The sequence below is a fragment of the Anabaena sp. WA102 genome, assembly GCF_001277295.1.
Taxonomy (GTDB): domain Bacteria; phylum Cyanobacteriota; class Cyanobacteriia; order Cyanobacteriales; family Nostocaceae; genus Dolichospermum; species Dolichospermum heterosporum.
This window is the reverse complement of the sequence record NZ_CP011456.1, coordinates 4,124,622-4,145,969: the sequence shown is the minus strand read 5'-3', so window position 1 is coordinate 4,145,969 and position 21,348 is coordinate 4,124,622. Positions and strand designations below refer to the sequence as shown.

Below are 21,348 nucleotides of genomic sequence, written 5' to 3'. Positions count from 1 at the left end.
AAATTGAAGATTTGCGAAATTCAAAAAAAGATAATTACAAAATTCCTTTTCCTAGTACCCGACGCTTCAACGCTACTATTTTAGGTCGCGCACCTTTACCTGAAAAACCTAAACCTTCTCGGAAAATCTCAGGCATATAAAATCGCTTTATTTCATCTTTTTGTTTATCTTCATAAATCACTCCCATGTCTTCTAATAATATTACTGTTTTTTGACCCATAGCAAACTCTTCTACATCAAAAGGAATTATCTTTTGAGTCGCAGGATATTTAGGAAGTGTATCTTCTACCCATGTTTTGAAAGCTGGATATTCTTCTTTAGCTTCTCTTACTTTTTCTTCACTACATGGTTTCAGAGCGCGACGAATTGCTGGAGGAGGTAAAAGTCGGCTTGTAGACCATTTTTCAAATTGTACTTCTTTAGCTCTATTTACTGTAATATCAGCTGCATTATACAAAAAACGGACAATATCTCTGGCTTGAAGTCTGCCTTTAAAATCTGTTAAAGCTGCAAATACCCAAGAAGCTGTGTAGGCTTCTTTAGCCTTATCTGTTCCCAGTGTTTTACCCCATAGTTGCTCTAATTCATCTATGATATTTTCTTTAGTTAGACTGTAAATACTATCTTTTTTTGCAGCTATTACTTTAGATTCGCTACAAATCCAATAAACTAATCTCAAGAAAGAATCTTGATTCCAATATAAATCATAAGCACGGTAAAGGCTTTCAAACTGGCTTGAATTTTGAGTAATTGTATATCTGATAAAATCACGACGTAAGAAAATTATTACACCAAGATGAGATTGCCTAATTTCTGATAATTCCTTTGGTAAATCATCAATTAAAGCTCTTAAAGCAATCTTCTCTTGATTACTAGAACCGATCTCCTTAAATATATCTTCTAATCCATCAAACAAAAAGATAATTTTTAATGCTTTATCTTTTAAATATTGATTTATTTTACCAAGTGTATTAGGAGTATCTATATTTGGATTAATACCTATAGCTCTGCCAATTTCACCAACCCAGAATTCCGTCCATTTTGGTTCATTCCAGTCTTCGTATTTAACTGCATTTTTAACCCTAGTAGCATACTCTAAAGGTTTAAATTCAGAACTATTATTACCCAAAGCTTCTCTAACCTCATTTCTAGCTTTTTTGATAACAATTTTTGCATTATCCTGAACATTACTAGACTCAAGTAAAGGAAATATATGGGTTTTTGACTCAGTTTGATTATTTGTATGATCAATATAATTCAGAAAATTTTCCCAATATTTAAACCGTGATAACTGTATATAATTAAAAGTCTTTCCAGCCCCTTTAGCTCCAATTGATACTATATGAGGTAATTTATCTCTAAAGTTAGTAACTAAGTTCCGCAAAGGTTCTGTTATCAGCAAATCTTCTCCTTGTCCTTGTTCAGCGTTCTCATATCTCCGGCACAAATCTCTAAGTCTTTGAACAGATTGCTGTAAATTGTTTTCCGGTGTATTATCTGAGATTGATTCTTGATTTTTTGGATTTGGTAACTGTTGTTTTGCCCACTCTATAGCAATTCCCATGACTGAAATTGAAGTTCTATTTAATTTAGAGCGTGCATCTTCCCAGTCATTTACATAAAGTAATTCCTCTACAAAATAAGCTTCTTTTATTTCCAATCTTGGCTCATCTAACTTATCTTCTTGTGATTGTACATAAGCAGATATTAGTTCTACTAAGGCAGTATCAAATGCTGGTAATTTTTTAAATTCTTCTTTTAACATACTGATTACTATTGATGGATCATAGTATTCTTTATCTTTAACTTCTGCTTCTAATGGTGCAACTTTGCCAATTTGTTTTAAAACCAAACTTGTACCCTGAATAGATTGATCATTGATTGTTGTTACAAGAAAACGCTGGATTCTGGGGTCAAAAATTATGGGACTAGATATTTCACTTAAACCTGCTCTCAAATCTATAAAAACATAATCTACACCTAAAATTTCACCTAAATGATGAATAGCATTACCATATTCCCATGTTCCATCTATACCTCTGACTAAATGTTCAGGTAAAATAGGTATATCTAATAATTCATTTTCTTTTAGAAATGCAGGTAAAAAATAAATTTGTGAATTTCCTTCATGTTTCACTGATTTTTTTACTTCGTTAGCAAATAAAGCAAGTGCTTCTTCTCTATCAATTGGTGAATAATGGTAAACTTCTAAAAAATTAATAAAAGAAACGGATGGTTGTTGTTTTGCCAACGCATTCCAATAGGTAAGACCTGGTGCTTCCAAATCAGCATCAATAACTAACACATTTATAGACTTATTTAACTCTTTAGCTCTATCTAACAAAGCAAAAAGATGGGCTGTTAAATTTAATGTTCTTCCTACACCACCTTTAAAAGAATAGAACGCTATTAAACTAGGTTTTTCTGTATATGCTTCTGGGAGCTTAACTATTTTTTTGACAGCAGGTTCTGTCTCTGAATCACTTTCTAAATAAGCAATTTCTTCCCAAAAAGGACGTATCTCAATATCTGTTATATAAGGTTCTTCTTCTGAGATAAATTCTACGGGTAATGTAGCATCACCAATATCAAATCGAATAACAGATTCCTCTTCATCGTACCAATCTCCAAACCATTCTTTTAATACGTCATTGACTTTATTTATAAAATTTTCATCAGAAATATTTATTTCTACAGCATCAGAAAAACACCTAATACTTACTATGTTCTCTGGTAAATTAGTCCCATAGTTAGTTTTGCGTCGAAAAATTCTTCTAATATCAAGCCAAGTCAGTAATTTAAAATCTTTCATAGTCCTTGAAGTTCTTTTTTAATCAATTCAACAATGTTTAACAATTTTTCTTCTATGTCTTTGTCTGTTATTTTTTCCCGTTTATTCTCACTCTCATCTTTTTTTAAGATGAACTTCCCTCCATAGCGCCAAATCTGGTTAATGTTATCAGGCGTTAATTGTCGTTCTTGTTTTATCTTAACATGAGAATTATCCTGAATATCTTGAATAAATAACTGTTCTGGTAGTTTCCACATTTGCAATGAATTATTACCAGGGTATAAACCCTCTAACAACTCATTTATATCATGTCCATATTTTAATATTTCTGGACATAAATCAGTACGACTTACGTTCTTTCGCTTCATCAAAACTGCTTTTAAGCCACATTCAACGGCATAAAATAATAATAAGCGGTGGGCATTAGTTCGGACTCTATTATGATTATGATAGGCAGAAGAATTTTCACGCCATGCTCTTTGCATTTCCCTGTCTGTAAAAGTGATCGCCATTCCCGTTAACTAAGATTTTACTCAGTTATTTTACGTCAAAATCGCGCTACCCATTAACCGATCATACCGATATTTCAACTCATCCTCTGCTAAAGTCCAACACTCCCTAATTGATACATTTGTAATAAACCAAATCTTTCTGCGTGACTCTTGCTACTGGGGTTTACTTCTAGTCAATTCAATACTAATTTTGCCGCTAAAATCAGGAATAGGTGCAGCGGGTTTACTGAGAATAACTTGTACTTGATTAATCCCCTCCTGATCCTCTAAAATACCATCAGCGATCGCCCCAGCTAGTCTTTCCACCAATGCAAACTTTGAGGTTTTTAGCAAATTTTGCACTAAGCTAATTATCTGCCGATAATCTATAGTATCTTCAATATTATCTGTTTTAGCGGGTTTAGAAAGATCCAACCATAATTTAACATCTACCTCAAACCATTGTCCTAATGCTTGTTCTTCTGGTAAAAATCCGGTATAACCATAGCCACGAATTCCTGTTAAATGAATACAGTCCATAATCTCTAATCAATGCAACTTACTTTTAATAATCTTAATCTTCTTTGGTCTTATGTATTAACAGAAACCCTCAAACGCTTGGGTTTAAATTGCGCTGTCATCTGTCCTGGTTCTCGTTCTACACCATTAACGGTGGCTTTTGTGCAACAAATACCAGATATTGAAGCTATTCCCATTTTAGATGAACGTTCAGCGGCTTTTTTTGCGTTGGGACAAGCCAAGGCAACGGGAAAACCTGTAGTATTAGTTTGTACTTCTGGAACTGCGGGGGCAAATTTTTATCCAGCGGTAATTGAAGCTAGGGAAAGTCGCGTACCTTTGTTAATATTAACTACCGATAGACCAGCAGAATTACGGAATTGTCATTCTGGACAAACTATTGACCAAGTGAAATTATATGGTAATTATCCCAATTGGCAAGGGGAATTAGCTACACCTTCTCTAGATGTGGGAATGTTAGATTATCTCCGGCAAACGGTAATTCACGCTTGGGAACGTTGTCAATTTCCCAATTCTGGCGCAGTACATTTAAATATACCTTTTCGTGACCCTCTCGCGCCCATTCCTGATGGTACAGATTTTACCTTAGATGTGGAAGATTTCTTTGCGGGAATAGTTTCCACCCCATTACCAATTACCAATTACCAATTACCAATTACCAATTACCAAAAAGGCATTATTATCGCTGGTGTAGCCCAACCACAAGCCCCGGAGGAGTATTGTAGAGCGATCGCCAACCTTTGTCAAACTCTCCAATGGCCTGTTTTAGCTGAAGGACTTTCCCCGGTTAGAAATTACGCAGATTTAAATCCCTATTTAATTTCCACCTACGATATTATTCTCAGAAATCAAAACCTTGCCCAAGAATTAACTCCAGAAATAGTTATCCAAATTGGCGAAATGCCCACAAGTAAAGAATTACGTAATTGGTTAATTACTACTAATCCTCAACGTTTGATAATTGATAATTGTGATCAAAATTTAGACCCTTTACATGGAAAAACCACCCATTTAAGAATTTCAGTTACAGAAATTGGTAAGTTGGAAATTGCAAATTTAGGAAAAAGTGAATATTTACAAAAATGGTCTACAGCAGAAAAGCAAATCAGGAAAAATATTGATGATGATTTGGAAAATGTAGATGAATTAATCGAGAGTAAAATTGCTTGGTTAATTTCCCAAATCTTGCCACCGGAAACACCCATATTCATTGCTAATAGTATGCCAGTGCGAGATGTGGAATTTTTCTGGAAACCCAATAATTTAAGAATTAAACCCTATTTTAATCGGGGTGCAAATGGCATTGATGGTACACTTTCCACTGCTTTAGGAATAGCACATCATCAGCAAAGTAGTGTGATGTTAACGGGAGATTTATCTTTATTGCATGACACCAATGGTTTCTTGATTAGCAATAAATTTATTGGACATCTAACAATTATCTTAATTAATAACAACGGTGGAGGAATTTTTGAAATGTTACCCATTGCTAAATTCAATCCGCCTTTTGAAGAGTTTTTTGCTACTCCTCAAAATATTGATTTCTCTCATTTATGCGCGACTTACAAGGTGCAACATCAGTTAATTAGTTCTTGGGAAGAATTGCAAGATAACTTAAAACAACTACCAAAAATGGGAATTAGAGTTTTGGAAGTCAAGACAAACAGGAAAAGAGATGTGATGTGGAGAAGAGAAAATTTAGGAAAATTTGGTAACTTGTAAGTAGTTCAAATATTCAGATCCCCGACTTCTTAGAGAAGTCGGGGATCTATGTTTAAGTCCCCTATCAAAACCGATTTCGATAAAATTTCCCCAAGTGCCACAGATAAAGATTAAACTAAAAAGTCTTGCAAAGCAAAACCTGTCAACCAAAATCAAGTAATTATGTCTAAGGTTCTTGTCTCCGACCCCATTGATCAAGTTGGTATTGATATTCTTTCCCAAGTAGCTACAGTTGATGTCAAAACCAGCCTCAAACCAGATGAACTCAAAGCCATCATTGGCGAGTATGACGCGCTGATGATCCGTTCTGGAACTCGCGTTACTCAAGAAATTATAGAAGCCGGTACAAAATTAAAAATTATTGGCCGTGCTGGCGTGGGTGTGGATAACGTTGATGTCCCCGCAGCTACCCGCAAAGGGATTATTGTCGTCAATTCCCCAGAAGGTAATACCATTGCCGCAGCCGAACACGCCTTAGCCATGATGTTGTCCTTATCTCGTCATATTCCTGATGCTAATGCTTCAGTAAAACGTGGTGAATGGGATCGTAAAAGTTATGTTGGTTCGGAAGTATACAAAAAAACCCTCGGCGTTGTCGGGTTAGGAAAAATTGGTTCTCATGTTGCCAGTGTCGCTAAGGCTATGGGCATGAAACTCCTCGCCTATGATCCATTTATCTCCACAGAAAGAGCCGAACAACTGGGTTGTCAACTGGTAGACTTAAATTTGCTATTCCAGCAAGCCGACTATATCACCTTACACATTCCCAAAACCACAGAAACTGCCAACTTAATCAACGCTAAAACTTTGGCGTTAATGAAACCCACTACCAGGATTATTAACTGCGCTCGTGGTGGCATTATTGATGAAGCGGCTTTAGCAGTGGCAATCAGAGATGGTGTAATTGCCGGGGCTGCATTAGATGTGTTCGATTCCGAACCATTAGGTGAATCGGAATTGCTACGCTTAGGTAAAGATGTTATTCTTACACCTCACCTCGGTGCTTCCACTGCTGAAGCCCAAGTTAACGTAGCCATAGATGTGGCTGAACAAATTCGGGATGTGTTATTAGGACTATCCGCCCGTTCCGCGGTGAATATTCCTGGACTTAGTCCTGATATCCTAGAAGAACTCAAGCCTTACATGGAATTAGCGGAAACCTTGGGGAACTTAGTTGGTCAACTCACCGGCGGTAGAGTTGAGACACTTAATGTTACACTGCAAGGAGAACTGGCAACTAATAAAAGTCAACCCTTGGTAATAGCTGCCCTGAAAGGACTTCTTTACCAAGCCCTGCGGGAACGGGTAAATTATGTCAACGCCACCATAGAAGCTAAAGAACGAGGAATTAGAGTTATTGAAACCAGGGACGCTTCGGCACGGGATTATGCTGGTTCGTTGCATCTTCAAGCCACAGGAACTCTAGGTACACATTCTGTTACAGGTGCTTTGTTGGGTGATAAGGAAATCCACTTAACGGATGTTGACGGTTTCCCCATTAACGTTCCCCCCAGCAAATATATGCTGTTTACTCGACACCGTGATATGCCCGGTATTATTGGTAAACTCGGTTCTCTACTGGGTAGCTTTAATGTCAATATTGCCAGTATGCAGGTAGGTCGGAAAATCGTTCGTGGTGACGCTGTTATGGCTCTCAGCATTGATGATCCTTTACCCGATGGCATTTTAGCAGAAATTAAAAAAGTGGAAGGTATTCGAGACGCTTATACAGTCACACTTTAACTGTGATTTTTGGGATTTATTTGATGAAGATGATTAAATAATTTGAGAATTAGAAAAATCATCTTTAACTATGATTTTTGTGATTTATTTGATTAGGATGATTAGAAGGATTATCTTAATTATCCTAGTCATAAAAATCATAGTTTGTTTTCCCCAATCACCAATCACCAATCACCAATCACCAATCACCAATCACCAATCTAAAATTCTATGGCAAATACCTGGTGGGAATTAAATATTTTATCTGAACTAGATTTAGAAGAAACTATATTTTGGCGGTTAGAAAACTTTGGCTGTCGTGGTACAGCAGTAGAAATTAAGGGCAATGTCTCTTTTGTTAAGGCTTATTTACCCACCTTTAAAGTACAACTGCTAGATTTGGCTGCTTTATCGCTATGGCTGCGTCAAGATGCCCTGTGTGTAGGACTCACCGCACCCGTGGTGCATTGGGGCTTAATTGACGAAGAAGACTGGTCTAGTAGCTGGAAACAACATTGGCAACCTGAAGAAATAGGCGATCGCTTTCTCATTAACCCTGCTTGGTTACCTCTACCTGAATCCCTAGACCGATTGGTAATTCGTCTTGATCCAGGCGTAGCCTTTGGTACAGGTAATCATGCCACCACTCAACTATGTTTAGAATCCCTAGAAATGCGCTTCAGTGAAATCCCCCAATCCTTCCTAGACACAGAAGAACCAAGAAAACCTTTAATTATCGCCGATATTGGTTGTGGTTCAGGTATTCTAGGCGTTGGGGCAATATTATTAGGTGCGGGTAAAGTCTATGCCGTTGATAACGATCCTTTAGCCGTAAAATCTACTTTTAGTAATCGCACTCTGAATGAGATTCGTCCAGATTCTTTAATCCCTCTTGAGGGTAGTGTAGACATAGTCCGAAAAATCATTGATCAACCTGTAGACGGGATTGTTTGCAATATTTTAGCAGATGTAATTATCGAATTACTCCCAGAAATGACCGCCATTACCAAACCTAGCACTTGGGGTATATTCAGTGGTATTTTACTAGAACAATCTAAATCCGTTGCTGATGCTTTAGAACAAAATGGTTGGATTGTAGCTACTCTCTGGAAAAGAAAAGAATGGTGTTGTTTAAATGCCCGTCGTTCTTAATTATAATTTATGGATTTTTTCCTATTGAATATCACCAAAAGTAATGGTAATTAAAATCAGCCGAGATTAACAAATATTGATAAAATCTAAATATCAATCCCTAACCAGCACTAATTTTCAATATGAACGACTCCATTGAAAACTATAATCCCAACAGCGTAGCCGAAAAAAATGGCAACTTCATGGGATTACCATTTAATTACGATTCAGCCAACTTAATTATCTTCCCCATACCTTGGGAAGTCACGGTTTCCTATCGTGCCGGAACGGCCAACGGACCACAGCAAATTTTAGATGCTTCACTGCAAATAGATTTATTTGATTTTGATCATCCTGATGGTTGGAAACAGGGAATATTTATGGTAGAAATTCCCCAGGAAATGATTGAAAAAAATAACTACTATCGTCAACAAGCAGCCATAATTATTGAACGTCAAGCCCAAGGTAAATCCCTAACAGACTCACCGGATTTAACTCCTATTCTAGAGGCAATTAACCAAGCTGGAGAACAGGTAAATCATTGGTTATTTACCCAAGCACAAGCAGCAATAAATCAAGGTAAACGAGTTGCTGTCATTGGTGGTGATCACAGTTCACCATTAGGCTACTTTCAAGCTTTAGCTAATCAATATGATGACTGGGGAATTTTACATATTGATGCCCATGCAGACCTACGTAATGCCTATGAGGAATTTGAGTTTTCTCATGCGTCTATTATGTTTAATGCCATAAAAATACCGCAAATTTCTAAATTAGTCCAAGTAGGTGTACGAGATATTTGTCATGATGAAGTACAAATAATTAATCAATCAAATAATCGCATTATTGGTTATTATGATTCAGCAATTAAACAACAACTATATTCTGGTAAGACTTGGTTGGATTTATGTCGAGAAATTATCAATCATTTACCAGAAAAAGTTTATATTAGCTTCGACATTGATGGTTTAGACCCTAAACTTTGCCCCAACACAGGTACTCCTGTCCCTGGCGGACTGGAATTAGAACAAGTTTACTGTCTATTCCGCGAACTGGTAAATAGTGGTAGAAAAATTATTGGTTTTGATGTTTGTGAGGTTGGTGATGCTGAATGGGATGGTAATGTCGGGGCGCGAACAGTTTATAAGTTAGCAAATTTATTAGATTTATCTCAGAAATAGGGAACAGGGAACAGGGAACAGGGGACAGGGGACAGGGGACAGGTGACAGGTGACAGGGGACAGGGGACAGGGGACAGAAGTAATTTTCCAATTACCAATTACCAATTACCAATTACCAATTACCAATTACCAATTACCAATTACCAATTACCAATTACCAATTACCAATTACCAATGACTAATGACCATTCGCCATTTTGGCATAATAAATGATTTCTTATCAGGTTTTATGAAATTTGCATACATACTATAGGAAGATGCTGAAAATAAATCATATAGGTTAAATTAATTCGGGATGTTGTTATGCACTGGATTTAAGTCAAGGTTTGGTTGACAACCAAACCTTTTTTATTGCCCCTTTTCTCCCAGTTGATGATTTGATTAAAAATATACCCATTCAACAAACAAGATCCATTTGATTAGACATCTCCCAAAAAAGATGTAGAGCCGAGAATCCCTACCCATGGAACGTCTCTACAAGGGTTTTAGGTCAATTGGTGTCAACTTAAGCTCAAATCCCTACCACATCTCGTTCCTAGTCTCTGACTAGGAATGCAGTTGATGAGGCTCTGCCTCTAATATCATTGAAGACAGAGCCTTCTAGAATTCATTCCCAGTCTCTGACTGGGAATGAGACGAGTTGAGTTCTTTGCGGAATAGATGTTTTACGTTAATTTGACACAAATAAGCTTTTGCTTTACCCCTACACATCTGAGTTCTTTGTCATTTGGCAAAAGTTTAAATCTCACCCGTGTTTAGTATAAACTAAAGGTTAATCAAAAATTTCTGGGTTATTTAGTCATCTTTTAGATGACTTTTGCTATGAGACTGGGAATTCATTCCCAGTCGGTATATGGGTTTTACGTTAAATTGACACTTATGATCACTGCTAAACTCCTACTAAATCTCAACCCCTAAGTAGTGAGACAGAATTAATTACACAATATCATTGCGTTAGCGCAGCGTGGCGTTAGCCATATGGAACGAAGTGAAATGAAGCAATTCCAAGGGTTGTGATTGCTTCCCTTCGCTCGCAATGACTGTAAATATTTTTGTCAAACTACTTACACATCTAGGTTAAGTCTTTTAAAAATCCCTAACGGACTTCGTTCAAACTCTCCACTTGCTTGGTAAACATCTCTGTAAATAAACTCATGACTGTCCGTTCTTCTCGGACTTTAATATTAGCAGTAATAGACATACCGGACTGTAAGGATATCTTTCTATCTTGATTGGTGAGACTTAATTGTTGTCTATCTAACTTGATTTTGGCGGGGAATCTATAAAATTGATGGTTTTGGTCGGGAGGTAAAGCATCTGAACCAATATCAATTACTTTACCCTTGATATCACCAAATTCACTAAAGGGAAAGGAATCAATTCTCACATCTACATTCATACCTTTCCTCACGAAACCAATATCTTTATTGGTGATGAAAACTTCGGCTATGAGGCTATCTTTGGGGACAATTTGTAGTAATTTTTGGGTAGAATTGGCAACAAAACCCGGATTTTTAGCTTGAAGATCAAAAATTACACCTCCTACAGGAGCGCGAAGTTCTTGATATTTAACGTTTAATTGTGTTTGGGAGATTTTACTATTAATATCTGCTAAACGCTGTTCATTTTCTAGAATAATTTTCATGAATTGACTATCAATTTCTGCAATCCGTTGTTTGTTAGCACCGATTTTTTCCAAAATAGTTTTATCAGAACTAGCAACTGTATTGGTTAATTGCTCTTTTCCTTTATCAATATCGAATTGTAGACGTTTTGCCTCTTCTTGTAATTGTGATATTTCTGCGGAAAGCGTTTGTACCTGTTGTTTTTGATTCAGATATTGCAGTTTAGAAATACCACCTTCTTCAGCTAAGGTTTTAAGACTAGCTAAAATCTGACTTTGAATTGCTAAACCATTTTTAGTATCTTGCAGTTTAAATATGGTTTGAGAAAGTTGTTTTCGGGTTTTTTCAACTTCTAAATCTGCGGCTTTAGAACGGGATTTTAATTCTGTTTTAGCAACTGCTAATAATTGTTGTTCATCAATTCCTGTACCTGCTGCTCCCGGTGAATTTCTTAATTGAGAACGTAATAATTCATTTTCTGCTACTAAGGAAGCGCGGCTTTTAAGCAGAAAAGCTGATTCTCCTGGGAGTCTACTGCGTAAAAATGCTATTTCAGCATCTATTCCGGTACTTGCTCCCATTAAGCGACGATAGATATTGTTTTCTTGAATTAAAGCTATCCGAATCTTATTCAATGAATTTAATTCGGCTAGGGTCGCAATGGAATCAAAGGTTAATAATAAATCTCCTGGTTTTACCTCTTTACCATCTTTTACATACAGTGATTTTACAACTCCATTTATAGGAGCTTGTACGTCTTTGACTGTTCCTTCTGGTTTTAATTGTCCTGTGGCGGGAACTACTTGCTCAATTTTCGCTAAACAAGCCCAAATAATCCCAAAACAAGCTAATCCCATGAGGGTGAGCATGATAGTTCTTGACCAAATTGGGGATTGGCGTAAGACTACAGATTGGTCGAAGTTATTAAAATTAAAATCGGGTTTTGGCTGTTTAGGAGCGGGTTTGGGTGGTGTTAATACTTGTGCATCTCTATAAGATCCGTTACCGTTTCCGTTACCGTTACCGTTGCTGTAACTACCATTAAGTTGAGTCATAATAATTTGGGATTTGGGATTTTAGATTGAATATTTAGTGGTGTGTGATTTTAGAGTTTGAAAAGTTTAATGTATTACTGCCTTTTTTCGTTTTCTCGTTCCATACTCTGTACTCTGTATGGGAATGAATTTATAAGAAACTTCAAATTAAAAAAATATCCCAAAATTTCTTGTGATGCAGTCCGAAAAGCCCGCTAATAATGCAAGGACGGGCAAGATGCCCATCCCACAAGATTGGACATTTTTTTTGTGGAGTTCTCTAACGGCTTTAGGCAGAGCCTCTGTAATGGCATTCCCAGTCAGAGACTGGGAACGAGATGAACAGGGTAAAGCATGAGCTAAACCCTTACAAATAACTGACAAATTACAAATTTACTTCCTGTTGTTGATAAAGATAGAAATAATGACCTTTAGCTGCCATGAGTTCTTGATGACTACCTTGTTCTATCATTCTACTGTTATCCATGACGACGATAGTATCGGCATTACTAACAGTATTTAAACGGTGGGTAATGAAGAAGACTGTGTTGCCTTTGAATGCACGAGCTAAGTTCAGACAAATTTGCCTTTCTGTCGGATAATCTAGAGCGCTGGTGGCTTCGTCTAAAACTAAGATTTTAGGTCTTTGTAATACAGAACGAGCGATCGCAATTCTCTGTCTTTGTCCACCAGAAAGGGCTGATCCTCGTTCCCCAACTCGTGTATTATAACCATTGGGCAAGGTCATAATAAATTCATGAGCAACAGCAATTTGAGCCGCTTCAATAATTTCCTCAGTTGTGGCATCAGGATTTGTTAAGGCAATATTTTCTTGAACTGTGCCATCAAATAAGAGCGTATCTTGGGGAACTACACCAATTTGCCGCCGCAGCGAATAAAGTTCGACTTTGGCAATGTCATAACCATCAACTAAAATTCTGCCAGATTCTGCGTCATAAAGTCTGAGCAGTAATTTCATCATTGTACTTTTGCCTGAACCACTTTGTCCGACAATGCCCACAAATTTACCTGCGGCAAATTCGACGCTGACATTGCTGAGTTGTAGTGGTCCGCTGGCAGCAAATCGGAAGGAAACGTTTTCATATTTAACAGCACCGCTAACAGCAGGAAGGGGAATATTATTCCGATCTATTTCTGCTTCTTGTGGTGTGTCCACAATATCACTTAATCGTTCTAAAGATAAACCAGTTTCTTGGAAGTTTTGCCAGATTTGCGCCAACCGTAAGATTGGGGTAGTAACGTAACTAGAAATAATCCGAAAAGCAATTAATTCTCCTAATGTTAATTCTCCTTTCAAAACTAAATAAGCTCCCACCCATAAAACTAATAAACTGCTAAGTTTACTGAGAAACTGACTGGTTGAATTCGCTAATGTGGAAGTGAGAACAGTTTTAAAACCGGCAGCGACAAACTTAGCATATTTCTTTTGCCAAGAAAACCGGGAGCGTAATTCAATATTTTGGGCTTTAACTGTTTGAATACCTGACATAACCTCAACCAAATAAGATTGAGTTTCGGCATTCCGTTCAGCTTTAGTTCTTAATTGTCTACTCACGGTGGGAGCAGCGACTAATGTCACCACCACAAACAGAGGAATTGTCCCTAATCCGACGAGAGTTAGTTGCCAACTGTAAAACAACATGACAACTATATAAACGACGGAGAATAGGGCATCTAATACCACTGTTAAAGCTGTACCAGTGAGAAACTGACGGATATTTTCTAATTCATTAATTCTGGTGGATAGTTCACCAACTGGTCTTTTATCGAAATAGCGCAGTGGTAAGCGTAGCAAGTGGTCAATAATTTGTGACCCCAAACTCATATCAATGCGGTTGGTGGTATCTACAAATAAGTAAGTCCGCAAGGTGGTTAATACTGCTTCAAATACACCCACTGCTAATAGTAATACTCCTAGAATATTCAGGGTACTAATACTATTTTGGACGATGACTTTATCAATGATTAGCTGAATAACCAGAGGATTAGCGAGGGCAGCTAGTTGGACGAAGAAGGAAGCAATAAATACTTCTATCAGTACCCGGCGGTAACGTGATAAGTAAGGAACAAACCAAGATAACCCAAAGCGTTCTTTCGGTGTTTCTTTGGTTGCACTCAGTAATAAAACTCTAACTTGTGGTTGAAGATTAGCGTCATCAGTTTCTAATTCTTCTACCAATTGACTAATTTGGCAGTTGATAATGCCTTGAGATGGTAAACCCAAAACTACTGTTTTTCCATCTACCGCATAGAGGACAGCAAAACTGTCACGATAGCGAATTAATGCTGGTGTAGGAATCCGATTGATGGAAACAGCAGGAACATCAACTAGCTGGGATTTAAGTCCAATTAGTTCTGATAAATAAGCGCAAACTTGAAAAGATATACTCCCTTGACGCTTAATTTGGTCGGTTAAAATCCGCCGCACTACTTCTTTCCGAAAGGGCATTTCTAAATGCTTGGATAGCATTTGAAAACAAGCCAGAGTGGCATCTAATTCTCCTTGTCCCCGGAAAAATGGATAGTTTTGATTTTTAAATTGCTTGTTTGATGTGGTGGGGGGAACAAATTCTGGTTCTTGGGCGTAGGGAATTTCCGAATCTACTCTGCTATCTGATATAGTTTCTAATGTTTCGGATTCAATGGTAACACCATCAAGTAATGATAGGTCTTGAGGATTAATGCCCAATAAGCGGAGAGGAATGTTGCCTTTAACTTCAATTACGTCGGTTTCTAGACGAGAACAGGGTGGGAAATTGGGCAGGGAACTACGACCACTCACAAACCAAATGCGATCGCTATCTAATTCTCTTAAAGCCGTTTTTCCTGGTGATAAATAATGAATTTTTGCTTCTAATTGAGCCTGTTGGGTAATGTCTTTGAGGTTGTGATTTACTAAAGCTTTTTGCGCTACCTGGGAACTCAAAATATCAAATATTTCAATTGGGTGACTTATGTGTTGACGAGCTTGAGCAAAGGCTGGATTGCGGTTGATAAATTGCAAATAATCTGCGGCTTTCCAGGTTAAACAGATGACTTCGGTGGAAGCGATCGCTGTTTCACAAGGAAGTTCACGCAACCAAGCAATTTCGCCAATTGTTGCCCCTGGTTGCAGTAATTTTAATGTAATTGGTAATTGGTTTTGGGGATTATATCCCAATAGTCTGACGTTGCCTTGATAAAGAATGGCGATCCTTTCTGGTAGTTGTTCTTTACCAATAATTTTTTGTCCTATGCGATAACGCAAAGGCTGGAGAATTTGTGACGATAAGAGGTTATTAATTTCCTCTTTCGATAATTGATCAAATCCTTCAATACTGGCAATGAATTCTTCAAAGGTACTCTGAATATAAGTCATATTGATTGAGTTATTTATTTCACTTCATTTTGGCGAAAAGGTTGATATTTGGCGATTTATATGGTCTGAATCTGACATTTTTGTTCTGTCATTTGTGTTTGTAACCACTGATTAAATCGTTCATTTAGTAATCGTTGTCGCATGGGACGATCTAGTTGGGCTGGGAGTATTTTTTCTAATCGGACAATTACTAGGACGTTATTGATTTGAGTCGGTGGTGATAGTTGTTGTGGTTGACTTTTGGAGAGGATATTCACCAATGTGGGATGGAGGGATTGTAAATCTATGGGTCCGACTAAGCCATCTGTTTGGGATTCTGGTCCTTGGGCGTATTCCCGTGCTAATTCCGCAAAAGATTGTTCACCCTCTTGAATACGGAAGTAAATTTCTTGAGCGATACCAAGTTCTGAGGTGGTAATTAGGGAATAAATCACTCTATCTAACTGGGTTTTCCGTTGAAAAAAGTAGGAGTTTAAATCCCCTCCCCAGGTTTCCTCTTTGAACTTTTCTAGTTTTAATTGTCGTACCGCCATGATTTTCAGTTTTTGGAAACTTTCGCTCTGTGGTTCTAGTCCTTGATATTGTTGGGCTAATTGTTCGCAGGCTAGTTGTTCTTCTTCTGGGGTACAGACAATTTCTGCGATCGCTTGATCAATGAATATTTCCTTAATTAATAGCGGTAATAGCTGGTATTCCGACAATAATGATAAAACTTCTGTAGGCTGGAGGGTGCGATCGCCCAATTGTAGAACTTGATTCATATTATTTGTAATCAGGTTTGTCACCATTGTTAATTTCTCTTCAAAAGATAGTAGAACTAGATTGTCACCAAGTTATATTTTGGTTAAATTATACAATTTATGACAACTTTACTCTGCTTTGGTTTCAGTGTAGTATTTAAATACTAATTATTTGCCAATAACCAAAAGTTGATTTCTGGGCATTTAAGTAGTCAGAGTGTTGATATTTGGATATTATCGTACCAACTTACCATAAATTAATAAATTTGTCATATCAAACTTACTTTGTAGGAAATGGGGAATAATGACGAATTAGCAGCCTAAATTAGATAACCAGTCATTGCGGTTATTGCGTATTCTTCACTTACCCACTAATCTTCAAAAACCAATCCATCCTGAGAAATAATTACAACACCTAATAAGTTAATACAGGACAAAATTATATAAAGGGTAAATTTAATTTCTCTAAAAAGGTAAATATAATCACAAAAATACTGTAGGGGCAAACCCCCTGTGGTTGCCCGGAATCATAATTAACGAAATCTGCCCGGATTTAGCCGATTGGGGCTTTGGCGTGTGGTACTACCTTTAATTGCTACTCCATTTCTCAGTTTTCCACCAGTACCACCATCTTTAGGATCAAGGTATGGTTTCAAATTAATCCCACCTTTAGTAGAAGTAACTTGATTCTTGCTACCACCTAAAAGCGTTTGTCCGAGACTGTATAAGCTATTACCATTACTGCTATTACGATTAGTGTAAGTATTGACAGCAATAGTTTGTTGTCCACTATCAGCAGTAGTTAAATTTTGGAATACACTATTGCGAATAGTATAAGGATCTTTGCCACGAGGGACTGTTAAGACAATTCGACAACTGGGTTGGGCTTCGGTGGTGACACAGATAATATTTTCGCTATTTTCTACGGCTATTTGCAGTTCTTGTAATCCATCTGGGCGATATGATTCTAAACGGGTGGCGATCGCTTGACAACGTTTCTGAGCATCCCACCCGCCTCCTAAACTCTGAGGTGCAGCCCAAGCAAAGTATTGTCCTGGTTGACTTTGGGGCTGATACATGACTGTAAACTGTCCATTGTTAGACTGGCAACTAAATCTGGCGCTACTGTCAACTGTGGTGGAAGTTGGGATGGTGGTTGATGAACCTGATGGTACTGTAGTAGATGAACCTGATGGTATTGTAGGAACAACAACTTGAGCAAAAGCCACAGTGTTACCAAAAAATAAAGAACAGCCCAAACTACTCAACAATAAAACCCGAAGTGATTGTAATGACATAAATATAACCTCTGTGAGAAACAGGTAAATAGTTGATATCTCTATTGACGGAGAATATATTTTTTTGATTCATTAACAATACCTATTTTTTTGTTTTTAGTATACATAGCAGAAACCGCTACAAGCTACGAAGGATTATCAGCAGCTTACAGCGGTTTCTTGATTAGGTTGTGGTTCAATACAAAAATAATAGAAGTGGACTTGACAAGCAATCAATTAAATTCGATTTAAACCACGCTTCCCTTATTTCTAATGGGCAGGCACTTCTGGCTGCGAGTTCAACACCTCCAATAACAATTTGGTGAGATTTAGGCGAAAAAACTTTGACAGGAAGCTAAAATCTAAAATTGATTGCCGATACATTAGAGCAGGAGGCACAAACTCTAATGAAAAGTTTGGATTTAAGGTTTGACTTTTAACCTTTTTGTACCATACCCTTAATCTAGCATGAGTTTTTTTATTTGTGTTGTCTGTTTACTAAACTTGAAATTTATTAATATATTGCAACAATTCGGAATGGGCGCAGACCTCACAATTCGGAATGGGCGCAGACCTCACAATTCGGAATGGGCGCAGACCTCGCAATTCGGAATGGGCGCAGACCTCACAATTCGGAATGGGCGCAGACCCTGCGCCCCTACTTGACTCCTGCTATAGTAGAGGTTTTATAAGTTATAAACCGATGGAAATTATTATTGGTTGGCTATATCCCAAGTTGATGAGTACCTATGGCGATCGCGGAAATGTGATCACTATCCAACGTCGCGCTCAATGGCGGGGGTATAATGTCATTGTTTTACCCTTAGACCAAGAGTCCACCACAGAAGATATAAAATCAGTAGATGTGATTGTTGGTGGGGGCGCACAGGATCGTCAGCAAGAAATTGTCATGAGGGATTTGCAAGGGGCAAAAGCTGAGGCAATGCGTGATAAAATCGAACGTGGCACGCCGGGAGTTTTTACCTGTGGTTCTCCCCAACTGCTGGGAAATTATTATGAACCAGCCTTTGGACAAAGAATTGAAGGTTTAGGAATCTTAGATTTAGTTTCTATTCATCCTGGTGAAAATACTAAAAGATGTATTGGTAATTTAGTGATAAAAGTTACAGCTTCCCGGTTAGCGCAAGAACTAGAAGCAATGACAGGGACAAAACCTTATTTGGTCGGGTTTGAAAATCACGGTGGCCGGACTACATTAGGAAAAGTGGAAGCTTTAGGGCGTGTGGTGTATGGTTTGGGGAATAATGGAGAAGATGGAACAGAAGGCGCGTTTTATCAAAATGCGATCGCTACCTATTCTCACGGTCCATTATTACCAAAAAATCCTTTTGTTGCCGACTGGTTAATTCAAACTGCGTTAAAGTTGAAATATCAGCAAGAAATTAAACTTTCACCTTTAGAAGATACTTTGGCAATGCAAGGACGGGAAGCGATATTGAAACGCTTAAAAGTTAATTTGCCCAGTGTGGCTGGAGTTAGGTAATAGGTGATGGGTAATGGGTAATGGGTAAAACATTCTTCCCAATTACCAATTACCAATTACCAATTACCAGCCTAATAAACTACATTATTTCTTTATTAAATAAGAATAATTTTCTGTACAATGTCTGATAAATTTCTATAGAAGCGTGAAATTGTGTAATTAGTTATTATTTTAAATCTGTGCAACTTCCTTTCGACTCCGCTCAAGGTAAACCTTCTTCCCCAGAATTTGAAAATCGCTCAAATTGTCACCCTGATGAGGGGTTGCAAAAATTACTTAATCGCCTTGTTATCAGAATAGAACGCGATGAATTAGTGCGAAAAACGACAAATCACCTGAGAGAATCACTTCAGGCTAATCGTGTAGTATTGTATTATTTCTATGAACAATGGCAAGGGCAGGTAACATTTGAATCATTGAGTGCTGATGAATATTCGATTCTTGGTTTTACCGGACCAAGCGGTTGTTTTAACCATGAATATGCTGCTTTGTACTTAGAAGGAAGAGTAAGAGCGATCGCTGATATAGAATTAGAACCAATTCAGGATTGTCACCGTGATTTTCTTCGCAGTATGCAAGTTCGCGCCAATTTGGTAGTACCAATTCTCATACCGCGAGGATTATGGGGACTATTAGTAGCGCATCATTGTCAAAATTCCCGTAATTGGACATTAACAGATATTGAACTAATGCAAACGGGAGCGCGAACTTTAGCAACAGATTCTAATATTTTAGAAAGTTAATAAATTATAATTGTATTCAAATCGAATACCCTCTAACATTGTCAATAACTCAGCCCTAAAGGGACTGAGCTTGTAAGAAATCAAGACTTACGTGTTTGACTAGCTCATTGAGACGTAATTTGGTACGAACTTCCAGATACTTCCCTAGTCTGGATTATCTTCAAGCTATCTTGTAATAGCGTTGGTTAAAGCCAAGACATCTTGATTGCGTTGAGCAAAGGGACATTAAACTTTACTCGAAGGATTATCTCTTTATGCGAGTACCCGTAATTTCAGTAGACAATACGCCATTAATGCCAACTAAACCAAGTCGAGCAAGACGATGGATCAAAGATGGTAAAGCAATCGGCAAATTCGACAAACTTGGCATTTTCTATGTCCAGTTATTAGCCGAACCAAGTAATACCGAAACGCAAGAAATAGTTATTGGTTTAGATCCTGGTAAACTTTTTTCAGGTATAGCGGTTCAATCCAAAAAGTTCACCTTGCAGATGCTACATTTAGTTTTGCCATTCAAAACAGTCAAAGACCGGATGGAGCAACGATCAATGATGCGACGTAATAGGCGCGGAAGGCGAATCAATAGGAAACTGTCTTTCAATGTCCGTAATCATCGCCAAGCAAGACTTGATAATCGTCGTGGCTCAAAATTGCCTCCAAGTATTAGGGCAAACAAAGATTTAGAATATAGAGTAATTAGTTTACTCCTCCAACTTTATCCAATTAAAACTATTGTTATTGAAGAGGTTGAAGCACGCGGTAATAAAGGCTTTAGTCCCGTTATGGTTGGTCAAAGATACCAAATTAGCCGACTATCAAAACTTACAAATGTCGTTTTGAAGAAGGGCTGGGAAACATCAAACCTTCGTAAGCATCTGGGATTGCATAAAGAAAAATCCGATAAATCTTTGCAAATACCAGAAACGCACGCTGTTGATGCAGTAACGTTAGCTTGCTCTGAATTTGTTAAATACCAGACATGGAAAGGAGCTAAAAATCATGGTGCATCTTGGGTAGGAGGCGTAGATGTCACTGAATCCCAATTCACTATTGTGCGTCGCCCACCAATTAGCCGGAGGCAATTACATTTAATGACCTTTAGTAAAGGTGGTAATCGTCGGAAATATGGTGGATCTACAACTCGTCATGGATTTAGAAAAGGTGACTTTGTGGAAGCAAGTCAGGGCAATAAAACATTCTTTGGTTGGGTTAGTGGAGATACTGAAAAACAAGTCTCTGTCAGTGACGCTAATTGGAAAAGACTAGGACAATGCACTGTTAAAAAAGTTAAGTTGATACGAAGATCAACAGGTCTAATTACCACTGCGGTTAAAACCGCCCGTGTCGCTTCCCTCTCAGCACTAAAGTGACTGAGTTTCCCACTTACCGCGAGGTCTTATGAAATAAATGTTGGGTTGACGTAAGAAAACCCAACCTACTTGCTAACACACTTTTTTAGGGTCTCATT

Annotated in this window: 15 protein-coding genes; 8 read left to right on the top strand and 7 right to left on the bottom strand. The window is 37.8% G+C overall.

What is annotated here, in order from left to right:
* Nucleotides 1–34 precede the first annotated feature (34 nt).
* From AA650_RS18040 to folB, 3 genes are all read right to left on the bottom strand, one after another.
* Nucleotides 35–2,812 carry a ParA family protein gene (locus AA650_RS18040; RefSeq protein ID WP_053540070.1) on the bottom strand — a complete coding sequence of 926 codons (2,778 nt, stop codon included), beginning with the start codon at nt 2,810–2,812 and terminating at the stop codon, nt 35–37.
* A complete protein-coding gene (locus AA650_RS18035) occupies nt 2,809–3,303 on the bottom strand; it encodes a hypothetical protein (RefSeq protein WP_053540069.1) in 495 nt (164 codons plus the stop codon). Before AA650_RS18035 ends, AA650_RS18040 begins: the two co-directional genes overlap by 4 nt.
* Before the next feature lie 153 nt (nt 3,304–3,456).
* Nucleotides 3,457–3,822 carry a dihydroneopterin aldolase gene (folB, locus tag AA650_RS18030; protein WP_053540068.1) on the bottom strand — a complete coding sequence of 122 codons (366 nt, stop codon included), beginning with the start codon at nt 3,820–3,822 and terminating at the stop codon, nt 3,457–3,459.
* Nucleotides 3,823–3,834: 12 nt separating this feature from the next.
* On the opposite strand from folB, the gene menD reads away from it, so the two are divergent.
* The 5 genes from menD to AA650_RS18005 all read left to right on the top strand — a co-directional run bounded on the left by menD (nt 3,835) and on the right by AA650_RS18005 (nt 9,791).
* Nucleotides 3,835–5,544 (top strand): 2-succinyl-5-enolpyruvyl-6-hydroxy-3-cyclohexene-1-carboxylic-acid synthase, encoded by a 1,710-nt coding sequence (menD, locus tag AA650_RS18025; RefSeq protein WP_053540067.1) that lies wholly within the window; start codon nt 3,835–3,837, stop codon nt 5,542–5,544.
* 162 nt (nt 5,545–5,706) lie between these two features.
* Nucleotides 5,707–7,287, top strand: coding sequence for a phosphoglycerate dehydrogenase (gene serA, locus AA650_RS18020; RefSeq protein ID WP_039201298.1), 1,581 nt, complete (start codon nt 5,707–5,709; stop codon nt 7,285–7,287).
* Nucleotides 7,288–7,497: 210 nt separating this feature from the next.
* The gene (gene prmA, locus AA650_RS18015; RefSeq protein WP_053540066.1) at nt 7,498–8,418 is read left to right on the top strand and encodes a 50S ribosomal protein L11 methyltransferase; all 921 of its coding nucleotides are present in this window, start codon (nt 7,498–7,500) and stop codon (nt 8,416–8,418) included.
* A 122-nt stretch (nt 8,419–8,540) separates the two neighbouring features.
* On the top strand, nt 8,541–9,578 hold the full coding sequence (locus AA650_RS18010) for an agmatinase family protein (protein WP_053540065.1): 1,038 nt from the start codon (nt 8,541–8,543) through the stop codon (nt 9,576–9,578).
* A gap of 42 nt (nt 9,579–9,620) precedes the next feature.
* Entirely contained in the window at nt 9,621–9,791 is a 171-nt protein-coding gene (locus tag AA650_RS18005; protein ID WP_053540064.1) for a hypothetical protein, read from the top strand.
* A gap of 883 nt (nt 9,792–10,674) precedes the next feature.
* Here the strand turns inward: AA650_RS18005 and AA650_RS18000 are convergent.
* The 4 genes from AA650_RS18000 to AA650_RS17985 form a co-directional block, all read right to left on the bottom strand.
* On the bottom strand, nt 10,675–12,258 hold the full coding sequence (locus AA650_RS18000) for an HlyD family efflux transporter periplasmic adaptor subunit (RefSeq protein WP_053540063.1): 1,584 nt from the start codon (nt 12,256–12,258) through the stop codon (nt 10,675–10,677).
* Between the two features lie 364 nt (nt 12,259–12,622).
* Nucleotides 12,623–15,616, bottom strand: coding sequence for a peptidase domain-containing ABC transporter (locus AA650_RS17995; protein ID WP_053540062.1), 2,994 nt, complete (start codon nt 15,614–15,616; stop codon nt 12,623–12,625).
* Between the two features lie 56 nt (nt 15,617–15,672).
* On the bottom strand, nt 15,673–16,377 hold the full coding sequence (locus AA650_RS17990) for a peptidylprolyl isomerase (RefSeq protein ID WP_039200663.1): 705 nt from the start codon (nt 16,375–16,377) through the stop codon (nt 15,673–15,675).
* Between the two features lie 512 nt (nt 16,378–16,889).
* Entirely contained in the window at nt 16,890–17,654 is a 765-nt protein-coding gene (locus tag AA650_RS17985; protein WP_053540061.1) for a COP23 domain-containing protein, read from the bottom strand.
* 682 nt (nt 17,655–18,336) lie between these two features.
* Here AA650_RS17985 and AA650_RS17980 point away from each other — a divergent pair.
* The 3 genes from AA650_RS17980 to AA650_RS17970 all read left to right on the top strand — a co-directional run bounded on the left by AA650_RS17980 (nt 18,337) and on the right by AA650_RS17970 (nt 21,250).
* A complete protein-coding gene (locus tag AA650_RS17980) occupies nt 18,337–19,137 on the top strand; it encodes a type 1 glutamine amidotransferase (protein WP_442853945.1) in 801 nt (266 codons plus the stop codon).
* A gap of 179 nt (nt 19,138–19,316) precedes the next feature.
* Nucleotides 19,317–19,880 carry a GAF domain-containing protein gene (locus tag AA650_RS17975; RefSeq protein ID WP_053540060.1) on the top strand — a complete coding sequence of 188 codons (564 nt, stop codon included), beginning with the start codon at nt 19,317–19,319 and terminating at the stop codon, nt 19,878–19,880.
* 254 nt (nt 19,881–20,134) lie between these two features.
* Complete coding sequence (locus AA650_RS17970) at nt 20,135–21,250, top strand: RRXRR domain-containing protein (RefSeq protein WP_053540059.1); 1,116 nt, start codon at nt 20,135–20,137, stop codon at nt 21,248–21,250.
* Nucleotides 21,251–21,348 lie beyond the last annotated feature (98 nt).